Origin of the sequence: Cellulomonas sp. PSBB021 (assembly GCF_002240455.1) — a bacterium.
Lineage (GTDB): Bacteria > Actinomycetota > Actinomycetes > Actinomycetales > Cellulomonadaceae > Cellulomonas > Cellulomonas uda.
Map to the genome: position 1 here is coordinate 1529451 of NZ_CP021430.1, position 24533 is coordinate 1553983.

Below are 24533 nucleotides of genomic sequence, written 5' to 3' on the forward strand. Positions count from 1 at the left end.
GCCCGGTGAGCAGGTGCTCGTCCCGGTGCCGAACGTGCTCCGTGCCCGTCGGCGGGATCCTGGTGGCGGTCGTGGCTCTCGTCCCTTCCTGCGCAGCCCTCAGAAGCCCAGCCGGCCGAGCTGCTTGGGGTCACGCTGCCAGTCCTTGGCGACCTTCACGTGCAGGTCGAGGTAGACCCGCGCGCCCAGCAGCACCTCGATGCCGCGACGCGCCTCGCTGCCGACGTCGCGCAGCCGCGCGCCGCCCCGGCCGATGACGATCGCCTTCTGGCTGTCGCGCTCGACGTACAGGTTGACGCGCACGTCGAGCATGGGCGTGCCGTCGGCGGCGGGCGTCTCGCGCGGGACGATCTCCTCGACGACGACCGCGAGCGAGTGCGGCAGCTCGTCGCGCACGCCTTCGAGGGCGGCCTCGCGCACGAGCTCGGCGACCATGACGTCCTCGGGCTCGTCGGTGAGCTCACCGTCCGGGTACAGCGCGGGCCCGGCGGGCAGGTGCCCGACGAGCACGTCCGCCAGGACGTCGACCTGGTACCCGCCGACCGCGGACACGGGCACGATGTCGGCCCAGTCCCCGAGCGACTGCACCGCGAGCAGGTGCTCCGCGAGCCGCTGGCGCGAGACCAGGTCGGCCTTCGTCACGACCGCGACCACGGGCGTGCCCCGGCCGTCGCGCGCCATGTCCGTGAGCTGCTCGGCGATGAACCGGTCCCCGGGCCCGACCTTCTGGTCGGCCGGGAGGCAGAACCCGACGACGTCGACCTCGGTCAGCGTGTCCTTGACCAGGTCGTTGAGCCGCTCGCCGAGCAGGGTGCGCGGGCGGTGCAGGCCGGGGGTGTCGACGAGCACGAGCTGCGCGTCGTCGCGGTGCACGATGCCCCGGATCGTGTGCCGGGTCGTCTGCGGTCGTCCGGAGGTGATCGCGACCTTCTGGCCGACGAGCGCGTTGGTCAGCGTCGACTTGCCGGCGTTGGGCCGCCCGACGAAGCAGGCGAACCCGGACCGGAAGGGTGCCGCGGGGGTGTCGTTCATCGTGTCTCGTCCTCGTCCTCGGGGTCGTCGTCCCGTTCGACGCGACTCACCAGCACGGTCGCGAGCCGCCGGCGGCGACCCTCGACCTTCTCGGCCACCAGGTGCAGCCCGTGGATCTCGCCCGACGACCCCGGCAGCGGGACCTTGCCGAGCGCCTTGGTCAGCAGGCCGCCCGCGGAGTCCACGTCCTCGTCGTCGACCTCGAGCCCGAACAGCTCGCCGAGCTCGTCGCGGCCCAGACGGGCAGGCACGCGGTACACACCGTCGCCGAGGTCCTCCACGACGGGCGCGCTCGGGTCGTGCTCGTCGGTGAGCTCGCCGACGATCTCCTCGAGCGCGTCCTCGATGGTCACCAGCCCGGCGATGCCGCCGTACTCGTCGACGACCATCGCGATGTGCGAGGAGCCCTCCTGCAGCTCGCGCAGCAGGTCGTCGACGGGCTTCGACTCGGGCACGAACACGGCGGGCCGCGCGAGCGCCTCGGCGGGCGCGTCGAGCGGGTCCTCGTCGTCGCCCTGGGCGTCCGCGACGGAGATCCGCCGCACGACGTCCTTGAGGTAGAGCACGCCGCGCAGGTCGTCGACCGACTCCCCCACGACCGGCACCCGCGAGAACCCGGAGCGCAGCAGCAGCGCGAGCGCCTTGCGCAGCGGCGTGTCGGCCTGCGTCACGACCATGTCGGTGCGCGGCACCATGACCTCACGCGTGAGCGTGTCGCCGAGCGACAGCACCGAGCGGAACAGCTCGCGGTCGTCGTCCTCGATCGCCTCGGACTCGCTCACGCGTTGCACCATGTCGCGCAGCTCGGCCTCGTCGTCGTCCGTGACGCCGCGCGCCGAGGTGGTGCGCCGCGCGAGCGGGCCGGCGGCGGCCACGACGGCCAGCAGCCGCGACAGGGTGGTCAGCACGCGCACGGGGTGGCGCCGGCCGATCGTGCGGGGGCTGACGCGCACCACCAGGTAGGCGAACACGACGCCGAGAGCGAGACCGCCGAGCAGCACGCCCCACCACGGCAGTTCGCTGGCGGCGACGACGATCGTGAGGCACACGGTCGCGAGCACCTCGACGACGAGGCGGAAGAACGCCGCGGCGGAGGCCACGCGCTGCGGGTGCTCGACGAGCCCGAGGATCCGGTCGGCGGCGGGGTGGCGACGCGCGACCAGCTCGGTGACCGCGGCGCGCGTGACGCGCTGCACCGCGACCTCCCCCGCCGACAGGGCCGCCGCGAGCACCCAGCCCAGGACGGCGACGACGACGAGGAGCGCGACCGGCTCGTCGTTCACCGGCCGGCCAGGAAGGTCAGCAGGAGCCGGCGCTGCAGGCCGAACATCTCCTTCTCCTCCTCGGGCTCCGCGTGGTCGAACCCGAGCAGGTGCAGGATCCCGTGCGTCGTGAGCAGCAACAGCTCCTCGACCGTCGAGTGGCCCGCGGCGACCGCCTGCTGCGCGGCGACCTCGGGGCACAGCACCACGTCGCCGAGCAGACCCGCGGGGGTCACGTCGCCCTCGCGGCCGGGCCGCAGCTCGTCCATCGGGAAGGACAGCACGTCGGTCGGCCCGGGCTCGTCCATCCACTTGACGTGCAGCTCGGTCATGACGTCCGTGTCGACCAGCATGATCGACAGGTCCGTCTGCGGGTGCACGTGCATCTCGTCGAGCACGTACCGCGCGAGCGCCGCGAACTCGGCCTCGTCGACCGCGAACCCGGTCTCGTTGTTGACCTCGATGCTCATCGGCGGTCGTGGCTCCCGTCTGCGTCCCAGCGCGCGTACGCGTCGATGATGTCGCTCACCAACCGGTGGCGGACCACGTCGGACGACGAGAGCCGGCAGAACGCCACGTCGTCGACGTCGCCGAGGATGCGCTCGACGACCCGCAGGCCGGACGTCGTGCCCGACGGCAGGTCGACCTGCGTGACGTCGCCCGTCACCACGACCTTGCTCCCGAAGCCGAGGCGGGTGAGGAACATCTTCATCTGCTCGACGGACGTGTTCTGCGCCTCGTCCAGGATGATGAACGAGTCGTTGAGGGTGCGCCCGCGCATGTAGGCGAGCGGCGCGACCTCGACGGTCCCCGCCTCGAGCAGCCGCGGGATCGACTCGGGGTCGACCATGTCGTGCAGCGCGTCGTACAGCGGGCGCAGGTACGGGTCGATCTTCTCGGCGAGCGTGCCGGGCAGGAACCCGAGGCGCTCCCCCGCCTCGACCGCCGGGCGCGTCAGGACGATCCGGTTGACCGAGCGGTCGTTGAGCGCCTGCACGGCCTTCGCCATCGCGAGGTACGTCTTGCCGGTGCCCGCGGGACCGATCCCGAACGTGACCGTGTTGCGGTCGATCGCGTCGACGTACTCCTTCTGCCCGGCGGTCTTCGGCCGGATCGTCTTGCCGCGCGTCGACAGGATGTTGAACGTCAGGATGTCGGCCGGCCGCGCGTGCGACCCGGCGCTGAGCATCGCGACCGTGCGGCGCACCACGTCCGGGGTCAGCGGCGTCCCCGCGGCGGTCATCTCGACGAGCTCGTCGACGAGGCGCGTGACCAGCGCGACGTCGCCCGCGGGACCCGCGAGGCGTACCTCGTTGCCGCGCACGTGCACGTCGATGCCGGTGAACCCGGACTCGATCTCCTTGAGCACCTCGTCGCGCAGCCCGAGCAGCTCGACCATCGAGACCTCGGACGGGACGGTGATGCGGTGCTCGACGAGCGCGGGTGCGCCGGTGTGCGGCGCCGGGGTGCTCGCGCCGCGCGGGCGGGGTTCTGGTCGGCCATGTGCTCGGCGTGCGCCGTCGCTCCTTCGTCGTGGTCTGCTGCCCCATCCTACGGTCCCCGACCCCCGACTCTCTCGGCGGCTCCCGTGCCCCGAGCCCCGCCCCCGACCCGCCCCGGCCCCGACCCCGCGGTTGCTCCGGGCATCGGCGGCGAGAGCCGGAGGAACCGCGGGGTCGGCGTCGCAGCAGGTGGCGAGGGCGGACGTTGGTCCCGTGGAGGCGTCCGCCTGGTGGGACGAGACTGGGTGGGTCACCCGCGCGACGGGGCTCGGGTGAGCTACTCGCGGTCGGGCAAGGACGCCCGGCCGTACTCCCAGGAGGTGGAGCCGTGGCCGGCTACGTATGGGACTTCAGCGAGGGCGACAAGGATGCCCGCGACCTTCTCGGTGGCAAGGGTGCGGGACTGGCGGAGATGACCCGCCTGGGCCTGCCGGTGCCGCCCGGGTTCACGATCACGACACAGGCGTGCCGCGAGTACATGGCCGACGGCGACGTCCCGGCCGAGCTGCGCGTCGAGGTCACCATGGCGATGCGGCGGCTCGAGGACGCCATGCAGCGGCACTTCGGCGACCCGGCAGACCCGCTGCTCGTCTCGGTCCGCTCGGGCGCGAAGTTCTCGATGCCCGGGATGATGGAGACCGTCCTCGACGTCGGTCTGAACGACCTGACCGTGCACGGCCTCGCCGCGTTCACGGGCGACGAGCGCTTCGCGTGGGACTCCTACCGGCGGCTCGTGCAGATGTTCGGCCGCACGGTGCTCGGCATCCCGGGTGAGGAGTTCGCCGACGCGCTCGACAAGGCGAAGGCCGCCCGCGGCGTCAGCTCGGACGTCGAGCTCGGCACCGACGACCTGCGTGACCTCGTCGGGGCGTACAAGGACATCGTCCGCGAGCAGACGGGGCGCGAGTTCCCGCAGTCGCCGCGCGAGCAGCTGGACCTCGCGATCACCGCGGTGTTCAACTCGTGGAACACCGAGCGCGCACGGCTGTACCGCCGCAAGGAGCGCATCCCGGACGACCTCGGCACCGCGGTGAACGTGTGCGCGATGGTGTTCGGCAACCTCGGCCCCACCTCCGGCACCGGCGTCGCGTTCACGCGCGACCCCGCCACCGGCCGGTCCGGCGTGTACGGCGACTACCTCGCCAACGCGCAGGGCGAGGACGTCGTCGCGGGCATCCGCAACACCTCGGGACTCACCGAGCTCGAGCGGCTCGACCCCGAGGCGTACGAGGACCTGCGCCGCGCGATGCGCCGCCTCGAGACCCACTACCGCGACCTGTGCGACATCGAGTTCACGGTCGAGCGCGGCAAGCTCTGGATGCTGCAGACGCGCGTCGGCAAGCGCACCGCACCCGCCGCGTTCCGCGTCGCCGTGCAGCTCGTCGACGAGAACCTCATCACGATGGACGAGGCGCTCGACCGCGTGACCGGCGCGCAGCTGTCCCAGCTGCTGTTCCCGCAGTTCGACGCGGGCGCCGAGCGCGACCTGCTCGCCCGCGGCATGGCCGCGTCGCCGGGTGCGGCCGTCGGCATGGCGGTGTTCGACGCGGAGACGGCCCAGGAGTGGGCCGCCGAGGGCAAGGAGGTCGTCCTCGTCCGCCGAGAGACCAACCCGGACGACCTGGGCGGCATGATCGCCGCGGTGGGCGTGCTCACCGCGCGCGGCGGCAAGACCTCGCACGCCGCGGTCGTCGCACGCGGCATGGGCCGCACGTGCGTGGTCGGCGCCGAGGCGCTCGACATCGACCTCCCCGGCCGCCGCCTGCACGTGGGGCCGCGCACCGTGCACGAGGGCGACGTCATCGCGATCGACGGCACCACCGGCGAGATCTTCGTCGGGTCCGTGCCCGTGCAGCCCTCGCCCGTGAGCCGCTACCTCGACGACGGTCTCGACGTCGCGCTCGCCGAGGCCGCGGACGAGGAGACGGCCGAGCTCGTCGTCGCGGTCGACCGGATCCTCACGCACGCCGACGCCGTCCGCCGCCTCGGCGTGCGCGCGAACGCCGACACGCCCGAGGACGCCGCCCGCGCGCGCCGCCTCGGTGCGCAGGGCATCGGGCTGTGCCGCACCGAGCACATGTTCCTGGGCGACCGTCGCGTGCTCGTCGAGCGGGTGGTCCTCGCGACCGACGACGACGAGCGCCAGGCCGCGCTCGACGCGCTCCTGCCGGTCCAGCGCGAGGACTTCGTCGGGATCCTGCGGGCCATGGACGGGTTGCCGACGACGATCCGGCTGCTCGACCCGCCGCTGCACGAGTTCCTGCCCGACCTGACCGAGCTCTCGGTGCGCGTCGCGCTCGCCGAGTCGCGCGGCGAGGTCGACCCGCACGACCTGCACCTGCTCGCCGCCGTACGGCGCATGCACGAGGCGAACCCGATGCTCGGCCTGCGTGGCGTGCGCCTCGGGCTCGTGGTGCCCGGGCTGTTCGCGCTGCAGATCCGTGCGGTCTGCGAGGCGGCCGCGCAGCTGCTCACGGACGGCCTCGCGCCACGGCCCGAGATCATGGTCCCGCTCGTCGGCTCGGTGCAGGAGCTGCGGCTCGTGCGCGACGAGGCGCTGCGGATCATGGCGGACGTGTCGCAGGAGACCGGTCAGCCGCTCGACCTGCCGGTCGGCTGCATGATCGAGCTCCCGCGTGCGGCGCTCACCGCGGACCGCCTCGCGACGCAGGCGCAGTTCTTCTCGTTCGGCACGAACGACCTGACGCAGACCACGTGGGGCTTCTCGCGTGACGACGTCGAGGGCGCGTTCTTCCCGCAGTACAACGCGAACGGCGTGCTCGCGGTCTCCCCGTTCGAGACGGTCGACACCCGCGGCGTCGGGCGCCTCGTGCAGATCGCGGTCGAGGAGGGCCGCGCCGTGCGGCCCGACCTGCACCTCGGCGTATGCGGCGAGCACGGCGGCGACCCGGAGAGCATCCGGTTCTTCCACGCGGTCGGTCTGGACTACGTGTCCTGCAGCCCGTTCCGGGTGCCGGTCGCGCGGCTCGAGGCCGGTCGCTCCGCGGTCGCGGCGGCGAGCGACACGCGCTGACGGACCCCTTCCCGGCGGGGTGACGCCGGGCACGAGCACGGCGCCGGTCCGCGCGGAGATACGCGGGCCGGCGCCGTCGTGCTCAGCCCCAGCGGCCCAGGCGGGTCGCGAGCAGCGCCAGCGCGACCGGGCCCGCGGTGGACGTGCGCAGCACGTGCGGTCCGAGGCGCACGGGCCGCGCGCCCGCGTCGACGAGCCGCGCGAGCTCGTCGTCGCCGATGCCGCCCTCCGGACCCACGACGACGAGCACGTCGCCGTCCTGCGGGAGCTCGGCGCCCGCCAGGGGGTCGGTCGCGCTCTCGTGCAGCACCAGCACGGCTCCCCCGGCCGCGACCACCTCACGCGCGCGGACCGCGAGCGCCCGGGAGTCGAGCGCGACGTCCACGTCCGGCACCCACGCGCGGCGTGACTGCTTCGCGGCCGTGCGCACCGTGCCGAGCCAGCGCGCGCGGGACTTGGCGGCGCGCTCGCCGCGCCACACGACGATCGAGCGGTCCGCCTGCCACGGCACGACCGCGTCCGCGCCGACCTCGGTCGCCGCCTCGATCGCGAGCTCGTCGCGGTCGCCCTTCGCGAGCGCCTGCACGAGCACGAGCCGCACGCGGGGCGTGGGCTCCCGCACGAGCTCGAGCACCTCGACGTCGACGCCCTCGTGGCCGGCGTGCGCGACCACGCCGACGAGCCGGACGCCGCGCGTGTCGACCACGTCGACCCGCTCACCGCGCGCCCGGCGCTGCACGACGCCGGCGTGGCGGCCCTCGGTGCCGTCGAGCCGGAACGTGTCGCCCACCGCGAGGGCGTCGAGACGGCCGGGGTCGACGACGAAGACGGGTGCGGTCATCGGCTACGGGTCCAGTCCCGCACGCTCAGCGGCCGGCGAGCTTGTCGCGCAGCTTGCCGAAGACGCCCTGGTGCGCGGCGGCGAGCCGGCCCTCGGGGCGCTCCTCGCCGCGCAGCGCCGCGAGGCGGCGCAGGAGCTCGGCCTGCTCGTCGTCGAGGCCGGTCGGGACGGTCACCTCGACGTGCACGTGCAGGTCGCCGCGTCCGCCGACGTGCAGGTGCCCCACGCCGAGCCCCTTGAGCGTCACGACCTGCTCGGGCTGCGTGCCGGGGCGCAGGTCGACCTCCTGCTCGCCGTCGAGCGTCTCGAACGTGAGCACGGTGCCCAGCGCGGCGGCGGTCATCGGCACGGACAGCGTCGCGTGCAGGTCGTCGCCGTCGCGCGTGAACACCTCGTGCCGGCGCTCGCGCACCTCGAGGTACACGTCACCGGGCGGGCCACCCGCCGGGCCGACCTCGCCCTGGCTCGTGAGCTTGATGCGCGTGCCGGTGTCGACGCCCGCGGGGACGTCCACCGCGATCGTGCGGCGCGCCCGCACGCGCCCCTCGCCCGCGCACTCGGTGCACGGCTCCGGGATCGTCGTGCCGAACCCGCGGCACGCCGCGCACGGCTGGTTCGTCATGACCTGGCCGAGGAACGAGCGCGCCACGCGCTGCACCGTGCCCCGGCCGTGGCACGCCTCGCACGTCCGCGGCGAGGTGCCGGGCCGGCAGCAGGACCCCTGGCACGTGGGGCACACCACCGCGGTGTCGACCGGGACCTCGCGGTGCGTGCCGAACGTGACCTCCGCGAGGTCGAGGTCGAGGCGCAGCAGCGCGTCCTGGCCGCGCCGCGCGCGCGGGATCGGGCCGCGCTGCGCGCCCGCACCCGTCGCGGCGCCGAAGAACGTCTCGAAGATGTCCTGGAACCCGAAGCCGCCGCCCATGCCGCCGCCGGGCGACGACGGGTCGCCCCCCAGGTCGTACGCGCGGCGCTTCTCCGGGTTGCCGAGCACCTCGTAGGCGCGCGAGACGTCCTTGAACCGCTCCTCCGCGGCCGGGTCGTCGCCCGCCACGTCCGGGTGGTGCTCCCGGGCGAGCTTGCGGTACGCCTTCTTGATCTGCTCGGGCGTCGCGTCGCGCGGGACGCCGAGGATCGCGTAGTAGTCGGTGCTCACGTGGTGGTCTGCTCGCTTCCTGGCGGGCTCGTCGGATGGTCGGGACGCCGGGCGTCCGCGGTGCGTGGCCGGGGGCTACCCGGCGAGGATGCGCGTGAGGTAGCGCGCCACGGCGCGCACGGACGCCATGGTCGCGGGGTAGTCCATGCGGGTCGGACCGATCGCGCCGACCCGGGCGACCGAACCGCCCTCGTCGCCGTACCCGCTCGTGACGAAGCTCGTCTCGACCAGACCGTCGTGCTGCGTCTCGTGCCCGATCCGCACCGAGACCGCGGCCGTGTCCTCGGCCATCTCGGACAGCAGGCGCAGGAGCACGACCTGCTCCTCGAGCGCCTCGAGCACCGGACCGAGGCTGCGCGCGAAGTCCGTGCCCCCGCGGGCGAGGTTCGCCGTGCCCGCGAGCACGACGCGCTCCTCGCTCTCCTGCGCGAGCGTCTCCTCGACCACGCCCACGACCTGGCGCAGCAGCGCGAGGTCGTCGTCGGTGTACCGCTCCGCGAGCTCGTCGACCACGCCGCGCAGCTCCGCGAGCCGGCGGCCGGCGACGCGCGCGTTGAGCGTCGCGCGCAACTGCGCGACGCCGAGCTCGTCGAGCTCGGCCGACGCCTCGAGGGTGCGCTGCTCGACGCGGCCGGTGTCGGTGATGAGCACGACGAGCAGGTGTCGCTGGCCCACGGGCACGAGCTCGATGTGGCGCAGCGCGGAGCGCCGCAGCGAGGGGTACTGCACGACGGCGACCTGGTGCGTGAGCTGCGCGAGCAGCCGCACCGAGCGGTCGACGACGTCGTCCAGGTCGACCGCGTCCTCGAGGAACGCGCCGATCGCGCGCTTCTCGGGCCCGGACAACGGCTTGACGGTCGTCAGGCGGTCGACGAAGACGCGGTACCCCTTGTCGGTCGGGATGCGACCGGCGGACGTGTGCGGCTGAGCGATGAAGCCGCTCTCCTCGAGAGCGGCCATGTCGTTGCGGATCGTCGCCGACGACACCCCGAGCGCGTGCCGCTCGACCAGCGCCTTCGAGCCCACGGGCTCGCTCGTCGAGACGTAGTCCTCGACGATCGCGCGCAGCACGTCCATCCGCCGCTCGTCGCTCATCTCGCCTCCGTCCGTCGCGCCGCCCGCTGCCCGTCACTGGTAGCACTCGCCTCGTCCGAGTGCCAATCCTACGCCGCGCGCGGGCGCTGCCGCCCGAGCGGTCCGTGGGCACCCTAGGGTGACGGACCGACGGACCGCGACGAGGGAGAGCCAGGCTGATGGATCGCTACGGGTCGGACGTGCTGGGCGGCGGACGTGCCGAGCACCACCGAGGACCGCGGACGTCGCGTCCGCAGGCCGCCGAGCGCGGGCTCGTCGTGGAGGAGGTCACCACCGGGTGGGTGGGTGCCGTGGTGCGCGTCGAGAAGTCGGGCGGGCAGCACGTCGTCGTGCTCGAGGACCGCAAGGGCCGCACGCGCACGTTCCCGCTCGGGCCGGGGTTCTGGGTCGACGGCGAGCCGGTGGTCCTCACGGCGCCCGTGACGTCGACGGCGCCGCGTCCGCCCGAGCGAACCGCGTCCGGCTCGCGCGCCGTCCAGGGCGCCCGGGCGCGGGTGGCGCGGGGCAGCCGCATCTGGGTCGAGGGCCGGCACGACGCCGAGCTGGTCGAGAAGGTGTGGGGCGACGACCTGCGCGTCGAGGGGGTCGTGGTCGAGCTGCTCGAGGGCGTGGATCACCTGGTCGAGGCGCTGCGGGAGTTCTCCCCCACCCCCGAGCGGCGCGTCGGCGTCCTCGTCGACCACCTGGTCGCGGGGTCGAAGGAGGCGCGGATCGCCGCCGAAGCCGTGCGCGTCGCGCCCGCGGGCACGGTCCTGGTGCTCGGGCACCCCTACGTCGACGTGTGGCAGGCCGTGCGTCCCGCGCGGCTGGGCCTGACCGCCTGGCCGACGATCGAGCGCGGCACCGAGTGGAAGCTCGGGATCCTGCGCGAGCTCGGCTGGCCGGCGGCCGACCAGGCCGACGTCGCGCAGGCCTGGAAGCGGATCCTCGGCACGGTGCGCACCTTCGCCGACCTGGAGCCCGCGCTGCTCGGCCGCGTCGAGGAGCTCATCGACTTCGTCACGGCCTGACGACGGACGGGCCCCCGCGCTGCGGCGCGGGAGCCCGTCCTCGGTTCCGGACCGGTCAGGGGACGACCGGCTCGCGGTTCAGCCGGCGGTACACGTAGGTCTGCGCGAGCAGCGCGACGGGCAGCGTGACGAGCGTGCCGACACCGCACACGAGGCCACCGACGGCGCTCGCGAGCGCGACGCCGAGGAAGATCAGCAGCGCGGGCACGATGTTGTCCCTGACGAGCTGGAAGCTGGCCTTGAGCGCGTCCACCGCGCCCGAGCCGCGGTCCACGACGTAGTACAGCGTGAACTGCGCGAAGAACGCGACCACGATGCCCGGCAGGTAGCACAGCGCGTAGCCGACGGCCGTCAGCACGGCGACCAGCAGCGACGCCAGGATCACCGCGGGCAGGTTCTTGAACTTGAAGAACGTGTCGACGGTCAGCGCCTCGCCACGGCTGATCCGCAGCGCGCCCTGCACGAAGCCGGCCTGCACGATCGACAGCACGAGCACCGCGACGACCGAGATCAGCGCCGTCGAGAGCAGCACGGCCGCGAAGCCCGGGCCCGACCCGAAGGTGATGTTGCCGTCGTCGTCGATCGTGGTCTCCGACGTGCGCAGGAACAGGCCCGCGATCACGAAGTACCAGATGCCGATGACGACGATCGAGCCGACGACGTACGCGACGATCGCGATGAGGATCGGCGAGAGGTTCTCGGTGAACTTCTTCCAGCCCCACTTGAAGCCCTCGACGACGTCGACGCTCTGGTCGCCGCCGTAGCCGCCCGGGGCGGGCGGCGGCGGGTAGCCGCCGGGGGGCGGCGGGGTGGCGCCCGCGGGGGGCGGCGGGTAGGCACCGGCGGGAGGCGGCGGGTAGGCACCCTCGGGCGCCGGCGGCGTGGGCTCCTGCGGTCCGGGCGGGACCGGGTTGCTCCCGTCGTCCGGCCGCGGCGTGGTGTCGCTCATGCGTCTCCTTCGTCAGTGGGCCGGGGGTGGCCCCACGAAAGCGAACCGAAGTGCACCAGTCGTGTCAAGGAACCGTGCAGACCCTGTGGACGACCCCGAACGACTACCCTGCGACCAGCACAGTCGCCGCCTCACCGATCCGGGTGACGTCCGACACGCGCCCACCGACACGACGGAGGTACCTCGTGAGCACGACCCCCCGAACGGCCAGGGCTGGGACTCGGCCCCGCCGCCGCCCGCGTACGGCGCGGGCCCGCAGCCGCTGCGGCCCGACGAGGAGAAGATGTGGGCGATCCTCGCGCACGTCCTGCCCCTGATCGGTCTCGGCTTCATCGCGCCGCTCGTGATCTGGCTGGTGTTCCGCGGCCGCGGCCCGTACCTGGAGAACCAGGCGAAGGAGTCGCTGAACTTCCAGATCACCGTGCTCATCGCGGTCGTCGTGGGCTCGATCCTCACGATCGTGCTGGTCGGCTTTGTCATCCTCGCCGTCGTCGGCATCGGTGCGCTCGTGCTCGAGATCATGGCCGCCGTCGCTGCGAGCCGCTTCGAGTGGTACCGCTACCCGCTGACCCTCCGCCTGGTCAAGTGACGCGGCGCTCGCGGGCGGTGCTCAGGCGCCGAAGCCCGCGAGCGTCCGCACGACGAGGTCCGCGAGCAGCCGCCCGCGGCGCGTGAGCACCAGACGCCGCGCGGTCAGCAGCGTCCGACCGTCGACGAGCCCGTCGGCGACGAGCCCGGCCACCCGGCTCCGCTCGTCGTCGGCGAGCTCGTCGAGCGGCATCCCCTCGGCGAGCCGCACGTGCAGCATGAGCCGCTCGAGCGCGGCCCCCTCCTCGTCGACGACCTCCCGCCCGGCCGCGGGGCTCAGGCCCGCGTCGAGGCGCGCCGCGTACGCGCGCGGGTGCTTGACGTTCCACCAGCGCACGCCACCGACGTGCGAGTGCGCGCCCGGCCCGACGCCCCACCAGTCGTCGTCGCGCCAGTAGGCGAGGTTGTGCCGGCACGCGTGCTCCGCGCCGCGCGCCCAGTTCGAGACCTCGTACCAGCCGAGCCCCGCCGCGGTCAGCAGGTCGTCCGCGAGCTCGTACTTGGCGGCCTGGTCGTCGGAGTCCGGCAGCGTGAGCTCACCGCGACGGACCTGCACCGCCATGCGCGTGCCCTGCTCGACGACGAGCGCGTACGCCGAGACGTGGTCGACGCCGGTCGCGAGCGCCGACTCGAGCGAGACCCGCCAGTCGTCGAGCGACTCCCCCGGCGTCCCGTAGATCAGGTCGAGCGACACGTCGAGCCCGGCGTCCCGCGCCCACCGCACGACGTCGGGGATGCGTGCCGGGTCGTGCGTGCGCTCGAGCGTGCGCAGCACGTGCGGCACGGCCGACTGCATGCCGAACGACACGCGCGTGAAGCCACCGGCCGCGAGCGCCGCGAGCGACCGCGGGGTCACCGAGTCGGGGTTCGCCTCGGTCGTGACCTCGGCGTCGTCGGCCAGGCCCCAGGCGTCGTCGACCGCACGGAGCATCCCGACGAGGTCGTCGGCCGGCAGGACGGTGGGCGTGCCGCCGCCGACGAACACCGTCGACACCCGCCGCTCCGGCAGCCCGGCGTCGCGCAGCACCCGCGCGCCCAGCGCGACCTCGCGCATCGCGGTCGCGGCGTACGAGACCTGGCTCGCCCCGCCGCCCAGCTCGGTCGCGGTGTAGGTGTTGAAGTCGCAGTACCCGCAGCGCACCGTGCAGAACGGCACGTGCAGGTACACCCCGAACGCGCGCGCGTCGGCGCCCTCGACCACCGACGAGGGCAGGGCGCCGTCGTCGGGAGCGGCGTCGCCGTCGGGCAGGGCGGGACTCACGGGCGGCTCACAGCGGGAGGTGCGTCACTTCTTCTTGGCGTCCTTGGGCGCCGCGGAGTCCGACGACAGCGCGGCGATGAAGGCCTCCTGCGGCACGTCGACCCGACCGATCGTCTTCATCCGCTTCTTGCCCTCCTTCTGCTTCTCGAGCAGCTTGCGCTTGCGCGTGATGTCGCCGCCGTAGCACTTGGCCAGGACGTCCTTGCGGATCGCGCGGATCGTCTCGCGCGCGATGACCCGGCTCCCGACGGCCGCCTGGATCGGCACCTCGAACTGCTGGCGCGGGATGAGCTCCTTGAGCTTGGCGGTCATCATCACGCCGTACGCGTACGCCTTGTCCTTGTGCACGATCGCGCTGAACGCGTCGACCTGCTCGCCCTGGAGCAGGATGTCGACCTTCACCAGGTCCGCGACCTGCTCGCCCGAGGGCTCGTAGTCGAGGCTCGCGTAGCCGCGCGTGCGGGACTTGAGCTGGTCGAAGAAGTCGAACACGATCTCCGCGAGCGGCAGCGTGTAGCGCATCTCGACGCGGTCCTCGGACAGGTAGTCCATGCCGAGCAGGTCGCCGCGCTTGGACTGGCTCAGCTCCATGATCGCGCCGACGAACTCGCTCGGCGCGAGGATCGTGGCCTTGACGACGGGCTCGCGGACCTCGCGGATCTTGCCGCCCGGGAACTCCGACGGGTTCGTCACGTGGACCTCCGTGCGGTCCTCCATGACGACGTCGTAGACGACGTTCGGGGCGGTCGAGATGAGGTCGAGGTCGAACTCGCGCTCGAGCCGCTCGCGGATGATCTCGAGGTGCAGCAGGCCGAGGAACCCGACGCGGAACCCGAACCCGAGCGCGACGGACGTCTCCGGCTCGTAGTTCAGCGCCGCGTCGTTGAGCTTGAGCTTGTCGAGCGCGTCACGCAGCGCGGGGTAGTCCGAGCCGTCGATCGGGTACAGGCCCGAGAACACCATCGGCTTGGGGTCCGAGTAGCCGCCGAGCGCCTCCGCGGCGGGCTTGGCCGCGTTGGTCACCGTGTCGCCGACCTTGGACTGCCGCACGTCCTTCACGCCCGTGATGAGGTAACCGACCTCGCCGACGCCCAGACCCTTCGTCGGGACCGGCTCGGGGCTGATCACGCCGATCTCGAGGAGCTCGTGCGTCGCCTTGGTCGACATCATCGCGATGCGTTCGCGCGGGTTGAGGTTGCCGTCGACCACGCGCACGTACGTGACGACGCCGCGGTAGGTGTCGTAGACGGAGTCGAAGATCATCGCGCGCGCCGGCGCGTCCGCGGCGCCCACGGGCGCGGGGATGGTCCCGACGATGCGGTCGAGCAGCGCCTCGACGCCCTCGCCCGTCTTGCCGGACACCTTCATGACGTCGCCCGGGTCGCCGCCGACGAGGCCCGCGATCTCCTCCGCGTACTTCTCGGGCTGCGCGGCCGGCAGGTCGATCTTGTTGAGCACCGGGATGATCGCGAGGTCGTTCTCGAGCGCGAGGTAGAGGTTCGCGAGCGTCTGCGCCTCGATCCCCTGCGCGGCGTCGACGAGCAGCACCGCGCCCTCGCACGCGGCGAGCGAGCGCGACACCTCGTACGTGAAGTCCACGTGACCGGGCGTGTCGATCATGTTGAGCGCGTAGGCGGTGTCGCCGACCTGCCACGGCATGCGCACGGCCTGCGACTTGATGGTGATGCCGCGCTCGCGCTCGATGTCCATGCGGTCGAGGTACTGGGCCCGCATCGCGCGCGCCTCGACGACGCCCGTGAGCTGCAGCATCCGGTCGGCCAGGGTCGACTTGCCGTGGTCGATGTGGGCGATGATGCAGAAGTTGCGCAGGAGCTCGGGCGCGGTGGCGGCAGGGCGGATGCGCGCTGCGGCTGCGGCACTCGGGATCGGGGACACGCGGCGGGTGCTCCGGTTCTCGTCGGGGTTACGGCCGGCAGGCCCCGGTCGACCGGGACTCGCCGTGCGGTGCGGTGCTCGAGGACCTGGCGGAAGATGCCCGGGACTCGGCCGGACCGGCACTCGTGGGTGTCGGTGCCCGGCGCCACCATGGTCCCATGACCTGGGCCCCGTACGACGCCGCGACCGCCGAGCCGCCCGCACGCGCCTCGGACGGTGCGCCTTCCCCCGCACCGCTCGGGCTCGACCACCTCACGCACCTCGTGGCGGCGCAGGACGCGTTCCTCGCCTCGATCGCCGAGGTGGACCCGACGACGCGCGTGCCGTGGTGCGGGCGCTGGCGCGTGCGCGACCTCGTCGTGCACCTGGGACGCATCCACCACTGGGCCGCGGGCCAGGCGTCGAAGCGGCAGGAGACACCGCTGGGACGCGGGCCGTTCGTGCTCGACACGTTCTACGCGACCCAGGCCGCCGAGCTGCGCGAGACCCTCGTCCGCCTCGGCGACACCGAGGGCTGGACCCTGGTCGGCAACGGTCCCGCGTCCTGGTGGCGCCGCCGCCAGCTCCACGAGACGACCGTCCACCTGTGGGACCTGCGCACCGCGGGTGGGCTTCCCCTCGACGACGACGCCGCCGTGTGGTCCGACACGGTCGACGAGGTCGTCACCGTCATGCAGCCCCGCCAGCAGGCGATGGGGCGCATGCAGCCCCTGCCCGCCCCGGTGCGCCTCGTCGCGACCGACGCGGACCAGACCTGGCTGCTGGGCGGCACGGGCACACCCTCCGTCACGGTCGAGGGCACCGCGCAGGACCTCGCGCTCCTGGTGTGGGGCCGCCGGTCGCCCGACGAGGTCGCGGTGCGCGGTGACGCCGCCGCACTCGACGACGCGCTCGCCCGCCGCCTGACGCCCTGACGGCGCTCCGTCCGGTTGCGGGTTGGTGTGACCGCGGCCACAGTCGAAGGACGGTCGGCAGCGAGCGCAGCACCACGCACGGCCCGCGCTGACCTGCCACCGCACCACCAACCCACAGGAGGTCGCGTCATGTCCGTCGCCCGCATCACCACCATCAGCGCCCGCTCCGAGAAGAGCTTCGACGACGCCGTACGGCTCGGGGTCGAACGCGCGTCGGCGACCCTGCGCAACGTGTCGGGCGCGTGGGTCAAGGACCAGAAGGTCGAGGTGGCCGACGGCACGATCACCGCGTACCACGTGGTGCTGGAAGTCACCTTCGTCCTCGAGTGACGTGCCCATCGATGCGCCCCGCGCCCATCGGGCCGCGGGGCATGTCCGCGCTCCAGGGCCGGACGCTCGTCCACAGCCTGGCGGAAGATCGCTCCACGCCATGTCCGCTTTGAGTACCTTCGGGCCATGCAACCAACGGTGGCTTCTTCCACACCCGCTGAGGCTCGGCTCCACCGACGCTCCGCTCGCCGTCTCACGTGGAGCGCCCTCACTGCCTTCGCTCTGGTCGTCGCCGCGGTCGCGGGGTGTTCTCCGGAGCCCGCGGACATCGCCGCCACACGATCTCCCGCGACGCGCGGTGCCATGCCCTCGCCATCGCCTACCGCGCCGCCGACACCCGAGGCGGCCCAGACCACCGCAGTGCCCCCGGTCCCAGGAACCGATCCGACGACCCGGCCGCAGCGGCCCGCCGCATTCGATGGCCCCGCCGACAAGGAGTCGGCAGGAGCGATCGCCGAGTACTACCTGCACCTCTTCGCCTACGCCGCGGCCACGCACGATCTCGATGAGATGAAGGAACTCACGTCGAGCACGTGCACGTACTGCAACAAACTCATCGACCTCATCGAGCAGTACGAAGCCGAGGGAGTCGTCACCGAAGGTGGCGCAATCCGAGTCGACGACATCGCTGTCATGGACCGAAGCGACACGCTCTTCACAGCGACGGTCACCTACACCCAGGCTGCATCGCGCGAGATCGGCCCTGGGGGCGACGTCGTTGCCGAGGGGTCAGGAGGCAAGCGCGTTCACGAGATCGACGTCCTGAAGCACGAGGGTTCGTGGGTGGTGACGGCGTGGCTCAGCCGTTGACCAGTGCGGCATGCCGTGCGGTTGTCATCGCTCTCGCGCTCTCGTCCGGGTTCGTCGTCGGCGCTGCAGGTCGGGCGGCCGCACTCGAGACAGACGAGGACATCGTCGGCGGCGACATCTTCCTTCGCGCTCGCCAGGCGACCGACGGCTTGAACCACTACGAAGACGACCCCGGGCGAGGTGCGTACGAGTGGAAGCGCGACCTCCCGTGCTGGAGCCGTGCTCCGGAGATCGACGACGTCAGCCACGATCTCTGCTGGGGTGGATCGGCAGTCCAGCACGATCCGCCTGAGTGTGAGGACGGCGACGCGCTCCAGCCGATCTGGCGTCGCATACGGGACGTGAACCCGTGGGAGCAGCAGGTGGGATGGCACTGCCCGGAGGACCTGCTCCCCGCCGTCGCCGAGGACGACTTCCGGCAGCTGACGATCACGCCGCTGCGAGCGCACATGCAACCGGATCGGGGTGAGGTCCTCGTCAACAAGCCCACGATCGTCTACACGGAGGCAGAACCGGCCACCTTCCGGACGGAGCTCCTGGGGTTCGGACTCGATATCGAGGCGACACCGATCGCTTTCGTGTGGGACTTCGGCGACGGCGAGCGTCCGTTGGAGACGACGAGTCCCGGTCACCCCTACCCCGACCACGACCTGGCGCGGTCGTACCGTGAGCCCGGGAGCGCGCGGATCACCCTGTACACGACATGGACGGGTCGCTACCGAGTGGACATCGACCCGTTGCACAAGTGGCGCGACATCGACGGCACGGCGTTCACGACGTCGAGCACGCCCCAGTTCGAGATCGTCGAGCTCCGCAGCCACCTCGACGGCTGACCGGCGCCTGCTTGCGGGGTCAGGCCTCGCGGGTGATGCGGACCTCGACGTCGAGCTCCTGCGTGCCGGCGCCTGCGTAGATGCCGCGCAGCGGCGCGACGTCGTCGTAGGACCGGCCGCGCGCGAGGACGACGTGGTGCTCGCCCGCGGGGACCCGGTTCGTCGGGTCGTACGCGACCCAGTCGCCGACCCACCACTCGACCCAGGCGTGCGACTCACCGGTGACGGTCTGGCCGACCTCCCCGCCGCGAGTCGGGTGCAGGTAGCCCGAGACGTAGCGCGCCGGGATGCCGACGGACCGCAGGGCACCCAGCGCGAGGTGCGCGACGTCCTGGCACACCCCCGCGCGGGCCGCCCATGCCTCGGCGGCCGGGGTGTGCACCGTGGTGACACCGGGGATGTACTCGACGCGGTCACGCAGCGCCTCGCACACCGCGACGGCCGCGTCGGAGGGCTCGAACCCTTCGGCGCTCGCCCGCGCGAGCTCGGCGACCTCGTCGGGGGCGGCGGTCGTCGGGGTGTCGGCGAGGAACTCGGCCATCCGGTCGCGGACCTCGTCGGTGCCGAGCGCGTCCCACCCGAGCACCGCGCGGGGCGGGGCGGGTTCACGCACCTCGACGACGTGCTCGGCCGTGATGACCATCGACTCGTGCGGCACGAGCACCTCGAACGCGGTGACCGCGGTGCCCCAGTAGTCGCGGTACTCATACGACCACGTGTGCGGCTGGGCCTCGAACCTGCTCGAGACGACGGTCTGCCCGGCCTGCGACACCGGGGTCATGCGCGCCTCGTTGTAGGACGCCTGCACGGGCGCGGCGTAGCGGAACGTCGAGGTGTGCACCACGCGGAGCCGGTTCACAGGTTCTCCCCCACCCAGGTCGTGGTCAGCGCGGACGGGAAGTAGCGGCCGCGGACCGCGTCGGACGCCGCGGCGCACGCCCGCTGCACCTGCTCCATCTCGCGCGGCAGCGCGTCGAGCACGTCGATCAGCGGCCGGTACTCGAGGTTGGTGCGCACGAGGCCGATGTGGCGACGCGCGTCGTCGACGATCGCACGGTCCGCGACGGGCTCCAGCGCCGCCAGGCACGCCTCGGCCTGGTTGAGCGCGAACACGATCGAGCGCGGGAACAGGCGGTCGAGCAGCAGGAACCCTGCCGCACGCTCGTCGGACGCCGCGCCGCGGTACGTGCGCAGGAACGCCTCGTGCGCGCCGCACGAGCGCAGCAGGGTCGTCCAGCCCGGCCCGCCGGACCCCGCGAGCGCGCGCGTGGTGAGCAGGCGCGCGGTCATGTCCGCACGCTCGATCGAGCGGCCCAGGACCATGAACGCCCACGTGTCGTCGCGGGACGCGGTCGCGTCGACGACCCCGGCGACCACCGCGGCCCGCTCCCGCACCCACGTGAAGTAGTCGTGCGGCCGTGCCGGGCGCATGTGCGACGGGAGCTGGTTCCACGTCGCGTTGAGGCTCTCCCACAGCTCGGTCGAGATGACCTCGCGGGCCCGACGCGCGTTCTCCCGCGCCGAGACGAGCGCGCCGGCTATGGACGACGGCGAGAACCGGTCGTACGCGAGCAGGTCCAGCACCTCGACGCGTCCGATCGGCGCGCCCTGGGCCGGCAGCCGGCGGTCCATGACGGACAGCAGCGAGCGGCAGGCCAGGTCCTCCTCGGCCCACGGGTCCTCGAGCAGGATCTGCAGGTGCACGTCGAGCAGGCGCGCGGTGTCGTCGGCCCGCTCCACGTAGCGGCCGATCCAGAACAGCGACTCCGCGATGCGGCTCAGCACGTCACCACCTCCTGGTCCGACGACGACGCGCGCACGGGACCGTCGAGCGTCTGCTGCTGCTGCTGCATGACGTGCGCGCGGATGTCCTGCGGGTTCGCGTCGATCGGCACCGCGTTCCCCACGGGGACGGGGTGGTGCACGGCCGCGGTCGCGGGCTCGCGTCGCGGGGGCGCACCGCCCAGCACCCACGTGTCCTTGGACCCGCCGCCCTGCGAGGAGTTCACGACGAGCCGCCCCTCCGGCAGCGCGACGCGCGTCAGACCGCCGGGCAGCACCCACACGTCGTCGCCGTCGTTGACGGCGAACGGGCGCAGGTCCGTGTGCCGGGGGCGCAACCCGTCCTCGACGAGCGTCGGGACGGTCGACAGCTGCACGACGGGCTGGGCGATCCACCCGCGCGGGTCCTCGACGAGCCGCGAGCGCAGCGCGTCGAGCTCGGCGCGCGTGGCCGCCGGGCCGACGACGAGCCCCTTGCCGCCCGAGCCGTCGACGGGCTTGACGACGAGCTCGTCGAGCCGGTCCAGCACCTCCTCGAGCGACCCGGGTTCCTCCAGGCGCCACGTGTCGACGTTCGCGAGGATCGGCTCCTCGCCCAGGTAGTAGCGGATCAGGTCCGGCACGTACGTGTAGACGAGCTTGTCGTCGGCCACGCCGTTGCCCACCGCGTTGGCGATGGTGACCGTGCCGTTGCGCGCACACGTCATGAGGCCGGGCGAGCCCAGCAGCGAGTCGGCACGGAAGGTGACCGGGTCGAGGAAGTCGTCGTCGACCCGGCGGTAGATGACGTCCACCCGACGACGACCCTGCGTGGTGCGCATCCACACGCGACCCTGGGCGCAGAACAGGTCGCGACCCTCGACGAGCTCGACGCCCATCGTCCGCGCGAGCAGCGAGTGCTCGAAGTACGCGCTGTTGTAGACGCCCGGCGTCAGCACGACGACCGTCGGGTCGTCCACGCCAGCCGGGGCGGCCGCGGTCAGCGCGGCGAGCAGGCGGCGCGGGTAGTCCGAGACGGGCCGGATCCGCAGCGCCGCGAACAGCTCCGGGAACGTCTGCGCCATCGCCCGCCGGTTCGACAGGACGTAGCTCACGCCGCTCGGGACGCGCACGTTGTCCTCGAGCACACGCCAGCCACCGAGCGAGTCGCGGATCAGGTCGATGCCCGACACGTGCACCCGCACGCCGTTGGGCGGGGTGATCCCGCGCGCGGCGCGGCAGTAGTTCGTCGACGAGACGACGACCGAGCGCGGCAGCACGCCGTCCGCGACGACCCGCTGCGGCCCGTACACGTCCGCCAGGAACGCCTCGAGCGCGCGGACCCGCTGCGCGACGCCCGGCGCGACGTGCTCCCACTCGTCGCCCGCCAGGACGCGCGGCACGACGTCGAGCGGGAAGGGCCGCTCCTCGCCCGCGAAGTCGAACGTCACGCCCTGCGTGAGGTAGGTGCGGGCGAGCGCGTCGGCGCGAGCCCGCAGCTCGCCGGCGGAGAGCTGCGCGAGCGCCGCGTGCACGTGCTTGTACGCGGCGCGCGGGCCGGTCGCGGGGTCGAGCATCTCGTCCCAGGCGACCCCGGCCGGGTAGTCGTCGAAGAGGTCCGCCATGGGCCGAACGTAGCCCGGGCAGATCACCGGCGCGTTACGTGGCCCCGTCGAGCGCGGCGGCCCAGGGCAGCACGTCGACGGCGACGCCCGAGCGCTCCACGCGCGCCACCGCGTCGTCGAGGAGCCGGGCGACCCTCGTCGCGCTGCCCGGCTCGCGCTCCCCCGCGACGCACACGACCCGCAGCTCGCGCAGCTGCGGCTCGTCGACGACCGTGTACTCGTCGGCCCGCACCTCGAGACGTGCCCACAGGTGCGCGACGGGCAGCTGGAGGACCTCGGCGGCGAGGCCGCCCAGGCGCACGCCCCGCGCGGCGCGCGCCCCCGCCGCGCCGACGGCGACGCGCAGCCGTGCGCCGCGCGCGGCACGCACGAACGCGTCGAGCAGGACGCCCGGCGCCGCAGGCGCCCGCAGGTGGCGAGCGGGCCGGCTCGCGACCCACCCGTCCCAGGGCTCGACGCGGGTGGTCCGTCCCGCCATGTGCGCTCCCCTCCACCGTCGCGTGGCGTCCGGCCCGGACGTCCACGCGCCGACCGTAGACCTGGTGCTGGATCTCGTACGAGACCCGGTATGCGACCCGGTGGGTCCCGACGAGGTTGCACACCGACCCGGGCGACCCGCTAGGTTCCCGGGCGTGCCCGCTTCGTCCTCCGTCTCGCACCTCCTGCGCAGCGCTGCCGCGCTGCTGCGCGCGCTCGGCGCACGCGGCTCGTCGAGCACCCGCGAACGCCCGCGCCCACCGCGCCCCGCGGGGCCGACGGCCCCGCAGACCGCACGCCGCACGCTGCCGGACCACGTCGGCGCGGTGCCGATCCACTACAGCCCCGAGCCGGACGGCGCCGCCGACCCGGGCGAGATCGTGTGGACGTGGGTGCCCTACGAGGAGGACGCGACGCAGGGCAAGGACCGCCCGGTGCTCGTCGTCGGCTGGGACGGGCCGGTCGTGCTCGGCCTCATGCTCACGAGCACGGACCACGGCCGCAACGCCGCGCGGGAGGCGCGCAAGGGTCGCGTGTGGATGGACATCGGCTCGGGCCCGTGGGACGCGCGGCGCCGGGACAGCGAGGTCCGCCTGGACCGGGTGCTGCGCCTCGACCCCGACTCCATCCGCCGCGAGGGCGCCGTCGTCGACCACGACCTGTTCGTGCGGGTGACCGACGCGCTGACCGAGCTGCGCGGCCGGGCCTGAGGGCCGTCGCCCCCGAGACCCCGGCGGTGGCGACCCGGTGTGACGTCCGCCGGTCCGGGCTGCGCGGCTTGGGTGGGGGCGTCCGCGTCGGGTAGCATCTTCCCTTGCGTGTCCGCCCAGGTCGGCGGGCACTCGCCCAGCTCCTCTCCGCGGGTGTCCCCACGCCCCAGTCCCGGAGCTGCGCGCGCCCTCTACGACCTGTCAGATCGCTTCGGCGAACGCACAAGAGAGTCCACCAGTGGCGAACATCAAGTCCCAGATCAAGCGCATCCGCACCAACGAGAAGGCGCGCCTGCGCAACAAGTCGGTGAAGTCCGAGCTCAAGACGCACGTCCGTCGCGTCCGCGAGGCCGTCGCCGGCGGTGACAAGGACGCGGCCACCGCCGCGCTGCAGACCGCGTCGAAGAAGCTCGACAAGGCGGTCAGCAAGGGCGTCATCCACGCCAACCAGGCGGCCAACAAGAAGTCGGCGCTCGCGAAGTCGGTCAACTCGCTCTGAGTTCCCGCGCGCGGGCAGCACACGCCGCACGTCGTGCGTGAGCCACGAGGCGTCACCCCTGAGGGGGTGGCGCCTCGTCCCGTCTCCGGCGGCCGCGCGTCGCGGCAGCGTGGACCACCGCGTGGATGAAACGTTTGGGGCGAGCGATTTCCACCCGGGCGTTCGCGCAACCGCGCCGCGCACCTGTGATGTCATGGTGCGTGTGAAGGACGACCTCGACGACGCGGCACTCCGGCGCCTCGCGGCGGCTGTGGACGAGGCGATCCCGGGGCCCTTCGCACGCAGTGGGAGGCGCACGTCTCGGCCTCCCCCGTGCTCGTCGGCCGCCAGGGCATCTTCACCGCATCCGGCCAACCGGTCGCGTACGAGCTCTCCTACCGCGGGGACGGCGCCCTGTCGGGCGCCTCCGCGGGCTCCTGGAGCGCGCAGCAGCACGAGCGTGCGACCGCCCACGTGCTGTCCGCGACGTTCGGCCGCGCGGACCTCGAGAGCGTCGCGAACGGACGGCTGCTGTTCGTGCGGTGCACGCGCGCGTACCTCGTCGGGGACCTCGCGGTGCCACGCCGCCCCGACCGGCTCGTGCTCGTCGTCCCGGACACCGTGCCGATCGACGCCGACGTGCTCGCCGGCGTCCGGCGCCTGCGCGCCGAGGGCTACCGCTTCGCGCTGCCGGCGTTCGTGAGCAGCGCGGCGCAGCGTCGGCTCCTGCCGCACGCGGACTACGTCAAGGTCGACGTGCGGGACCTCGACGTCGAGGGGCACCCCGTCGTCACGCTCGCCCGCTCGTACGGCGCGAGCCTCGTCGCGGAGTACGTCGAGACCCCGAGGCGATGACACACGCCCGTGACCTGGGGTTCACCCTGTTCCAGGGCAACCTTCTCGAGCGCGCGGGCGTCCTTGACCGCGCGAGCGCCCAGATCGTCGACTGACGCGGACACGGACGCCGGC

General features: G+C 73.2%; 24 protein-coding genes. 10 read left to right on the forward strand and 14 right to left on the reverse strand.

Features of this window, described 5'->3' with window-relative positions; all coding sequences use genetic code 11:
• Positions 1–99 precede the first annotated feature (99 nt).
• The 4 genes from era to CBP52_RS06905 are packed head-to-tail and all read right to left on the reverse strand — an operon-like array spanning position 100 to position 3717.
• A complete protein-coding gene (era, locus tag CBP52_RS06890) occupies positions 100–1032 on the reverse strand; it encodes a GTPase Era (RefSeq protein WP_094180352.1) in 933 nt (310 codons plus the stop codon).
• Complete coding sequence (locus tag CBP52_RS06895) at positions 1029–2315, reverse strand: hemolysin family protein (protein WP_094180353.1); 1287 nt, start codon at positions 2313–2315, stop codon at positions 1029–1031. Before CBP52_RS06895 ends, era begins: the two co-directional genes overlap by 4 nt.
• On the reverse strand, positions 2312–2764 hold the full coding sequence (gene ybeY / locus CBP52_RS06900; RefSeq protein WP_094180354.1) for an rRNA maturation RNase YbeY: 453 nt from the start codon (positions 2762–2764) through the stop codon (positions 2312–2314). Before ybeY ends, CBP52_RS06895 begins: the two co-directional genes overlap by 4 nt.
• Complete coding sequence (locus CBP52_RS06905) at positions 2761–3717, reverse strand: PhoH family protein (RefSeq protein ID WP_094182225.1); 957 nt, start codon at positions 3715–3717, stop codon at positions 2761–2763. The genes ybeY and CBP52_RS06905 overlap by 4 nt, the downstream gene beginning before the upstream one ends.
• 407 nt (positions 3718–4124) lie before the next feature.
• On the opposite strand from CBP52_RS06905, the gene ppdK reads away from it, so the two are divergent.
• Positions 4125–6830: a pyruvate, phosphate dikinase gene (gene ppdK / locus CBP52_RS06910; RefSeq protein WP_094180355.1), complete on the forward strand. Its 2706-nt coding sequence runs from the start codon at positions 4125–4127 to the stop codon at positions 6828–6830.
• An 82-nt stretch (positions 6831–6912) separates the two neighbouring features.
• Here ppdK and CBP52_RS06915 read toward each other — a convergent pair whose 3' ends face one another.
• The 3 genes from CBP52_RS06915 to hrcA all read right to left on the reverse strand — a co-directional run bounded on the left by CBP52_RS06915 (position 6913) and on the right by hrcA (position 9922).
• Positions 6913–7671: a 16S rRNA (uracil(1498)-N(3))-methyltransferase gene (locus tag CBP52_RS06915; protein ID WP_094180356.1), complete on the reverse strand. Its 759-nt coding sequence runs from the start codon at positions 7669–7671 to the stop codon at positions 6913–6915.
• Positions 7672–7696: 25 nt separating this feature from the next.
• Positions 7697–8827 (reverse strand): molecular chaperone DnaJ, encoded by a 1131-nt coding sequence (gene dnaJ / locus CBP52_RS06920; RefSeq protein WP_094180357.1) that lies wholly within the window; start codon positions 8825–8827, stop codon positions 7697–7699.
• A gap of 75 nt (positions 8828–8902) precedes the next feature.
• Positions 8903–9922 (reverse strand): heat-inducible transcriptional repressor HrcA, encoded by a 1020-nt coding sequence (gene hrcA / locus CBP52_RS06925; RefSeq protein WP_094180358.1) that lies wholly within the window; start codon positions 9920–9922, stop codon positions 8903–8905.
• A gap of 158 nt (positions 9923–10080) precedes the next feature.
• Between hrcA and CBP52_RS06930 the strand changes: the two genes are divergently transcribed.
• Positions 10081–10932: a DUF3097 domain-containing protein gene (locus CBP52_RS06930; protein ID WP_094180359.1), complete on the forward strand. Its 852-nt coding sequence runs from the start codon at positions 10081–10083 to the stop codon at positions 10930–10932.
• Between the two features lie 55 nt (positions 10933–10987).
• Here CBP52_RS06930 and CBP52_RS06935 read toward each other — a convergent pair whose 3' ends face one another.
• Positions 10988–11881: a hypothetical protein gene (locus tag CBP52_RS06935; RefSeq protein ID WP_094180360.1), complete on the reverse strand. Its 894-nt coding sequence runs from the start codon at positions 11879–11881 to the stop codon at positions 10988–10990.
• A 283-nt stretch (positions 11882–12164) separates the two neighbouring features.
• Between CBP52_RS06935 and CBP52_RS06940 the strand changes: the two genes are divergently transcribed.
• Positions 12165–12470 (forward strand): DUF4870 domain-containing protein, encoded by a 306-nt coding sequence (locus tag CBP52_RS06940; protein WP_094182226.1) that lies wholly within the window; start codon positions 12165–12167, stop codon positions 12468–12470.
• Between the two features lie 21 nt (positions 12471–12491).
• On the opposite strand, the gene hemW is transcribed toward CBP52_RS06940, so the two are convergent.
• Positions 12492–13730 (reverse strand): radical SAM family heme chaperone HemW, encoded by a 1239-nt coding sequence (gene hemW, locus CBP52_RS06945; protein ID WP_094180361.1) that lies wholly within the window; start codon positions 13728–13730, stop codon positions 12492–12494.
• 24 nt (positions 13731–13754) lie between these two features.
• Complete coding sequence (gene lepA / locus CBP52_RS06950; RefSeq protein WP_094180362.1) at positions 13755–15626, reverse strand: translation elongation factor 4; 1872 nt, start codon at positions 15624–15626, stop codon at positions 13755–13757.
• 158 nt (positions 15627–15784) lie between these two features.
• Here lepA and CBP52_RS06955 point away from each other — a divergent pair, with 158 nt between their 5' ends.
• The 4 genes from CBP52_RS06955 to CBP52_RS06970 all read left to right on the forward strand — a co-directional run bounded on the left by CBP52_RS06955 (position 15785) and on the right by CBP52_RS06970 (position 18513).
• Complete coding sequence (locus CBP52_RS06955) at positions 15785–16540, forward strand: maleylpyruvate isomerase family mycothiol-dependent enzyme (protein ID WP_094180363.1); 756 nt, start codon at positions 15785–15787, stop codon at positions 16538–16540.
• Between the two features lie 129 nt (positions 16541–16669).
• Positions 16670–16870 carry a dodecin family protein gene (locus tag CBP52_RS06960; protein ID WP_094180364.1) on the forward strand — a complete coding sequence of 67 codons (201 nt, stop codon included), beginning with the start codon at positions 16670–16672 and terminating at the stop codon, positions 16868–16870.
• A gap of 303 nt (positions 16871–17173) precedes the next feature.
• Complete coding sequence (locus tag CBP52_RS06965; protein WP_157732527.1) at positions 17174–17680, forward strand: DUF6318 family protein; 507 nt, start codon at positions 17174–17176, stop codon at positions 17678–17680.
• Positions 17665–18513 (forward strand): hypothetical protein, encoded by an 849-nt coding sequence (locus CBP52_RS06970; protein WP_094180366.1) that lies wholly within the window; start codon positions 17665–17667, stop codon positions 18511–18513. The genes CBP52_RS06965 and CBP52_RS06970 overlap by 16 nt, the downstream gene beginning before the upstream one ends.
• 19 nt (positions 18514–18532) lie before the next feature.
• Here CBP52_RS06970 and CBP52_RS06975 read toward each other — a convergent pair whose 3' ends face one another.
• Genes CBP52_RS06975 through CBP52_RS06990 form a run of 4 tightly spaced genes read right to left on the reverse strand, consistent with a single transcriptional unit; the run spans position 18533 to position 22377 of the window.
• Complete coding sequence (locus CBP52_RS06975; protein ID WP_094180367.1) at positions 18533–19372, reverse strand: transglutaminase family protein; 840 nt, start codon at positions 19370–19372, stop codon at positions 18533–18535.
• Positions 19369–20298: an alpha-E domain-containing protein gene (locus tag CBP52_RS06980; RefSeq protein WP_094180368.1), complete on the reverse strand. Its 930-nt coding sequence runs from the start codon at positions 20296–20298 to the stop codon at positions 19369–19371. Before CBP52_RS06980 ends, CBP52_RS06975 begins: the two co-directional genes overlap by 4 nt.
• The gene (locus CBP52_RS06985; RefSeq protein WP_094180369.1) at positions 20292–21899 is read right to left on the reverse strand and encodes a circularly permuted type 2 ATP-grasp protein; all 1608 of its coding nucleotides are present in this window, start codon (positions 21897–21899) and stop codon (positions 20292–20294) included. The genes CBP52_RS06980 and CBP52_RS06985 overlap by 7 nt, the downstream gene beginning before the upstream one ends.
• Positions 21900–21933: 34 nt before the next feature.
• Positions 21934–22377, reverse strand: a complete 444-nt coding sequence (locus CBP52_RS06990) for a hypothetical protein (protein ID WP_094180370.1) — start codon at positions 22375–22377, stop codon at positions 21934–21936.
• Positions 22378–22531: 154 nt separating this feature from the next.
• On the opposite strand from CBP52_RS06990, the gene CBP52_RS06995 reads away from it, so the two are divergent.
• From CBP52_RS06995 to CBP52_RS07005, 3 genes are all read left to right on the forward strand, one after another.
• On the forward strand, positions 22532–23086 hold the full coding sequence (locus CBP52_RS06995; RefSeq protein WP_232514691.1) for a type II toxin-antitoxin system PemK/MazF family toxin: 555 nt from the start codon (positions 22532–22534) through the stop codon (positions 23084–23086).
• 238 nt (positions 23087–23324) lie between these two features.
• Entirely contained in the window at positions 23325–23585 is a 261-nt protein-coding gene (gene rpsT, locus CBP52_RS07000; protein ID WP_094180372.1) for a 30S ribosomal protein S20, read from the forward strand.
• A 312-nt stretch (positions 23586–23897) separates the two neighbouring features.
• Positions 23898–24419 (forward strand): diguanylate phosphodiesterase, encoded by a 522-nt coding sequence (locus tag CBP52_RS07005; RefSeq protein ID WP_232514692.1) that lies wholly within the window; start codon positions 23898–23900, stop codon positions 24417–24419.
• Positions 24420–24533: the final 114 nt, after the last annotated feature.

Bases quoted from the DNA above. Each gene is read 5' to 3' on its own strand.
- CBP52_RS06930 (WP_094180359.1), top strand. From the start codon at position 10,081: ATGGATCGCTACGGGTCGGACGTGCTGGGCGGCGGACGTGCCGAGCAC.
- CBP52_RS06935 (WP_094180360.1), bottom strand. From the start codon at position 11,881: ATGAGCGACACCACGCCGCGGCCGGACGACGGGAGCAACCCGGTCCCG.
- CBP52_RS06990 (WP_094180370.1), bottom strand. From the start codon at position 22,377: ATGGCGGGACGGACCACCCGCGTCGAGCCCTGGGACGGGTGGGTCGCG.
- CBP52_RS06915 (WP_094180356.1), bottom strand. From the start codon at position 7,671: ATGACCGCACCCGTCTTCGTCGTCGACCCCGGCCGTCTCGACGCCCTC.
- CBP52_RS06960 (WP_094180364.1), top strand. From the start codon at position 16,670: ATGTCCGTCGCCCGCATCACCACCATCAGCGCCCGCTCCGAGAAGAGC.
- CBP52_RS06965 (WP_157732527.1), top strand. From the start codon at position 17,174: ATGCCCTCGCCATCGCCTACCGCGCCGCCGACACCCGAGGCGGCCCAG.
- era (WP_094180352.1), bottom strand. From the start codon at position 1,032: ATGAACGACACCCCCGCGGCACCCTTCCGGTCCGGGTTCGCCTGCTTC.
- hrcA (WP_094180358.1), bottom strand. From the start codon at position 9,922: ATGAGCGACGAGCGGCGGATGGACGTGCTGCGCGCGATCGTCGAGGAC.
- CBP52_RS06985 (WP_094180369.1), bottom strand. From the start codon at position 21,899: ATGGCGGACCTCTTCGACGACTACCCGGCCGGGGTCGCCTGGGACGAG.
- ybeY (WP_094180354.1), bottom strand. From the start codon at position 2,764: ATGAGCATCGAGGTCAACAACGAGACCGGGTTCGCGGTCGACGAGGCC.
- CBP52_RS06940 (WP_094182226.1), top strand. From the start codon at position 12,165: ATGTGGGCGATCCTCGCGCACGTCCTGCCCCTGATCGGTCTCGGCTTC.
- CBP52_RS06955 (WP_094180363.1), top strand. From the start codon at position 15,785: ATGACCTGGGCCCCGTACGACGCCGCGACCGCCGAGCCGCCCGCACGC.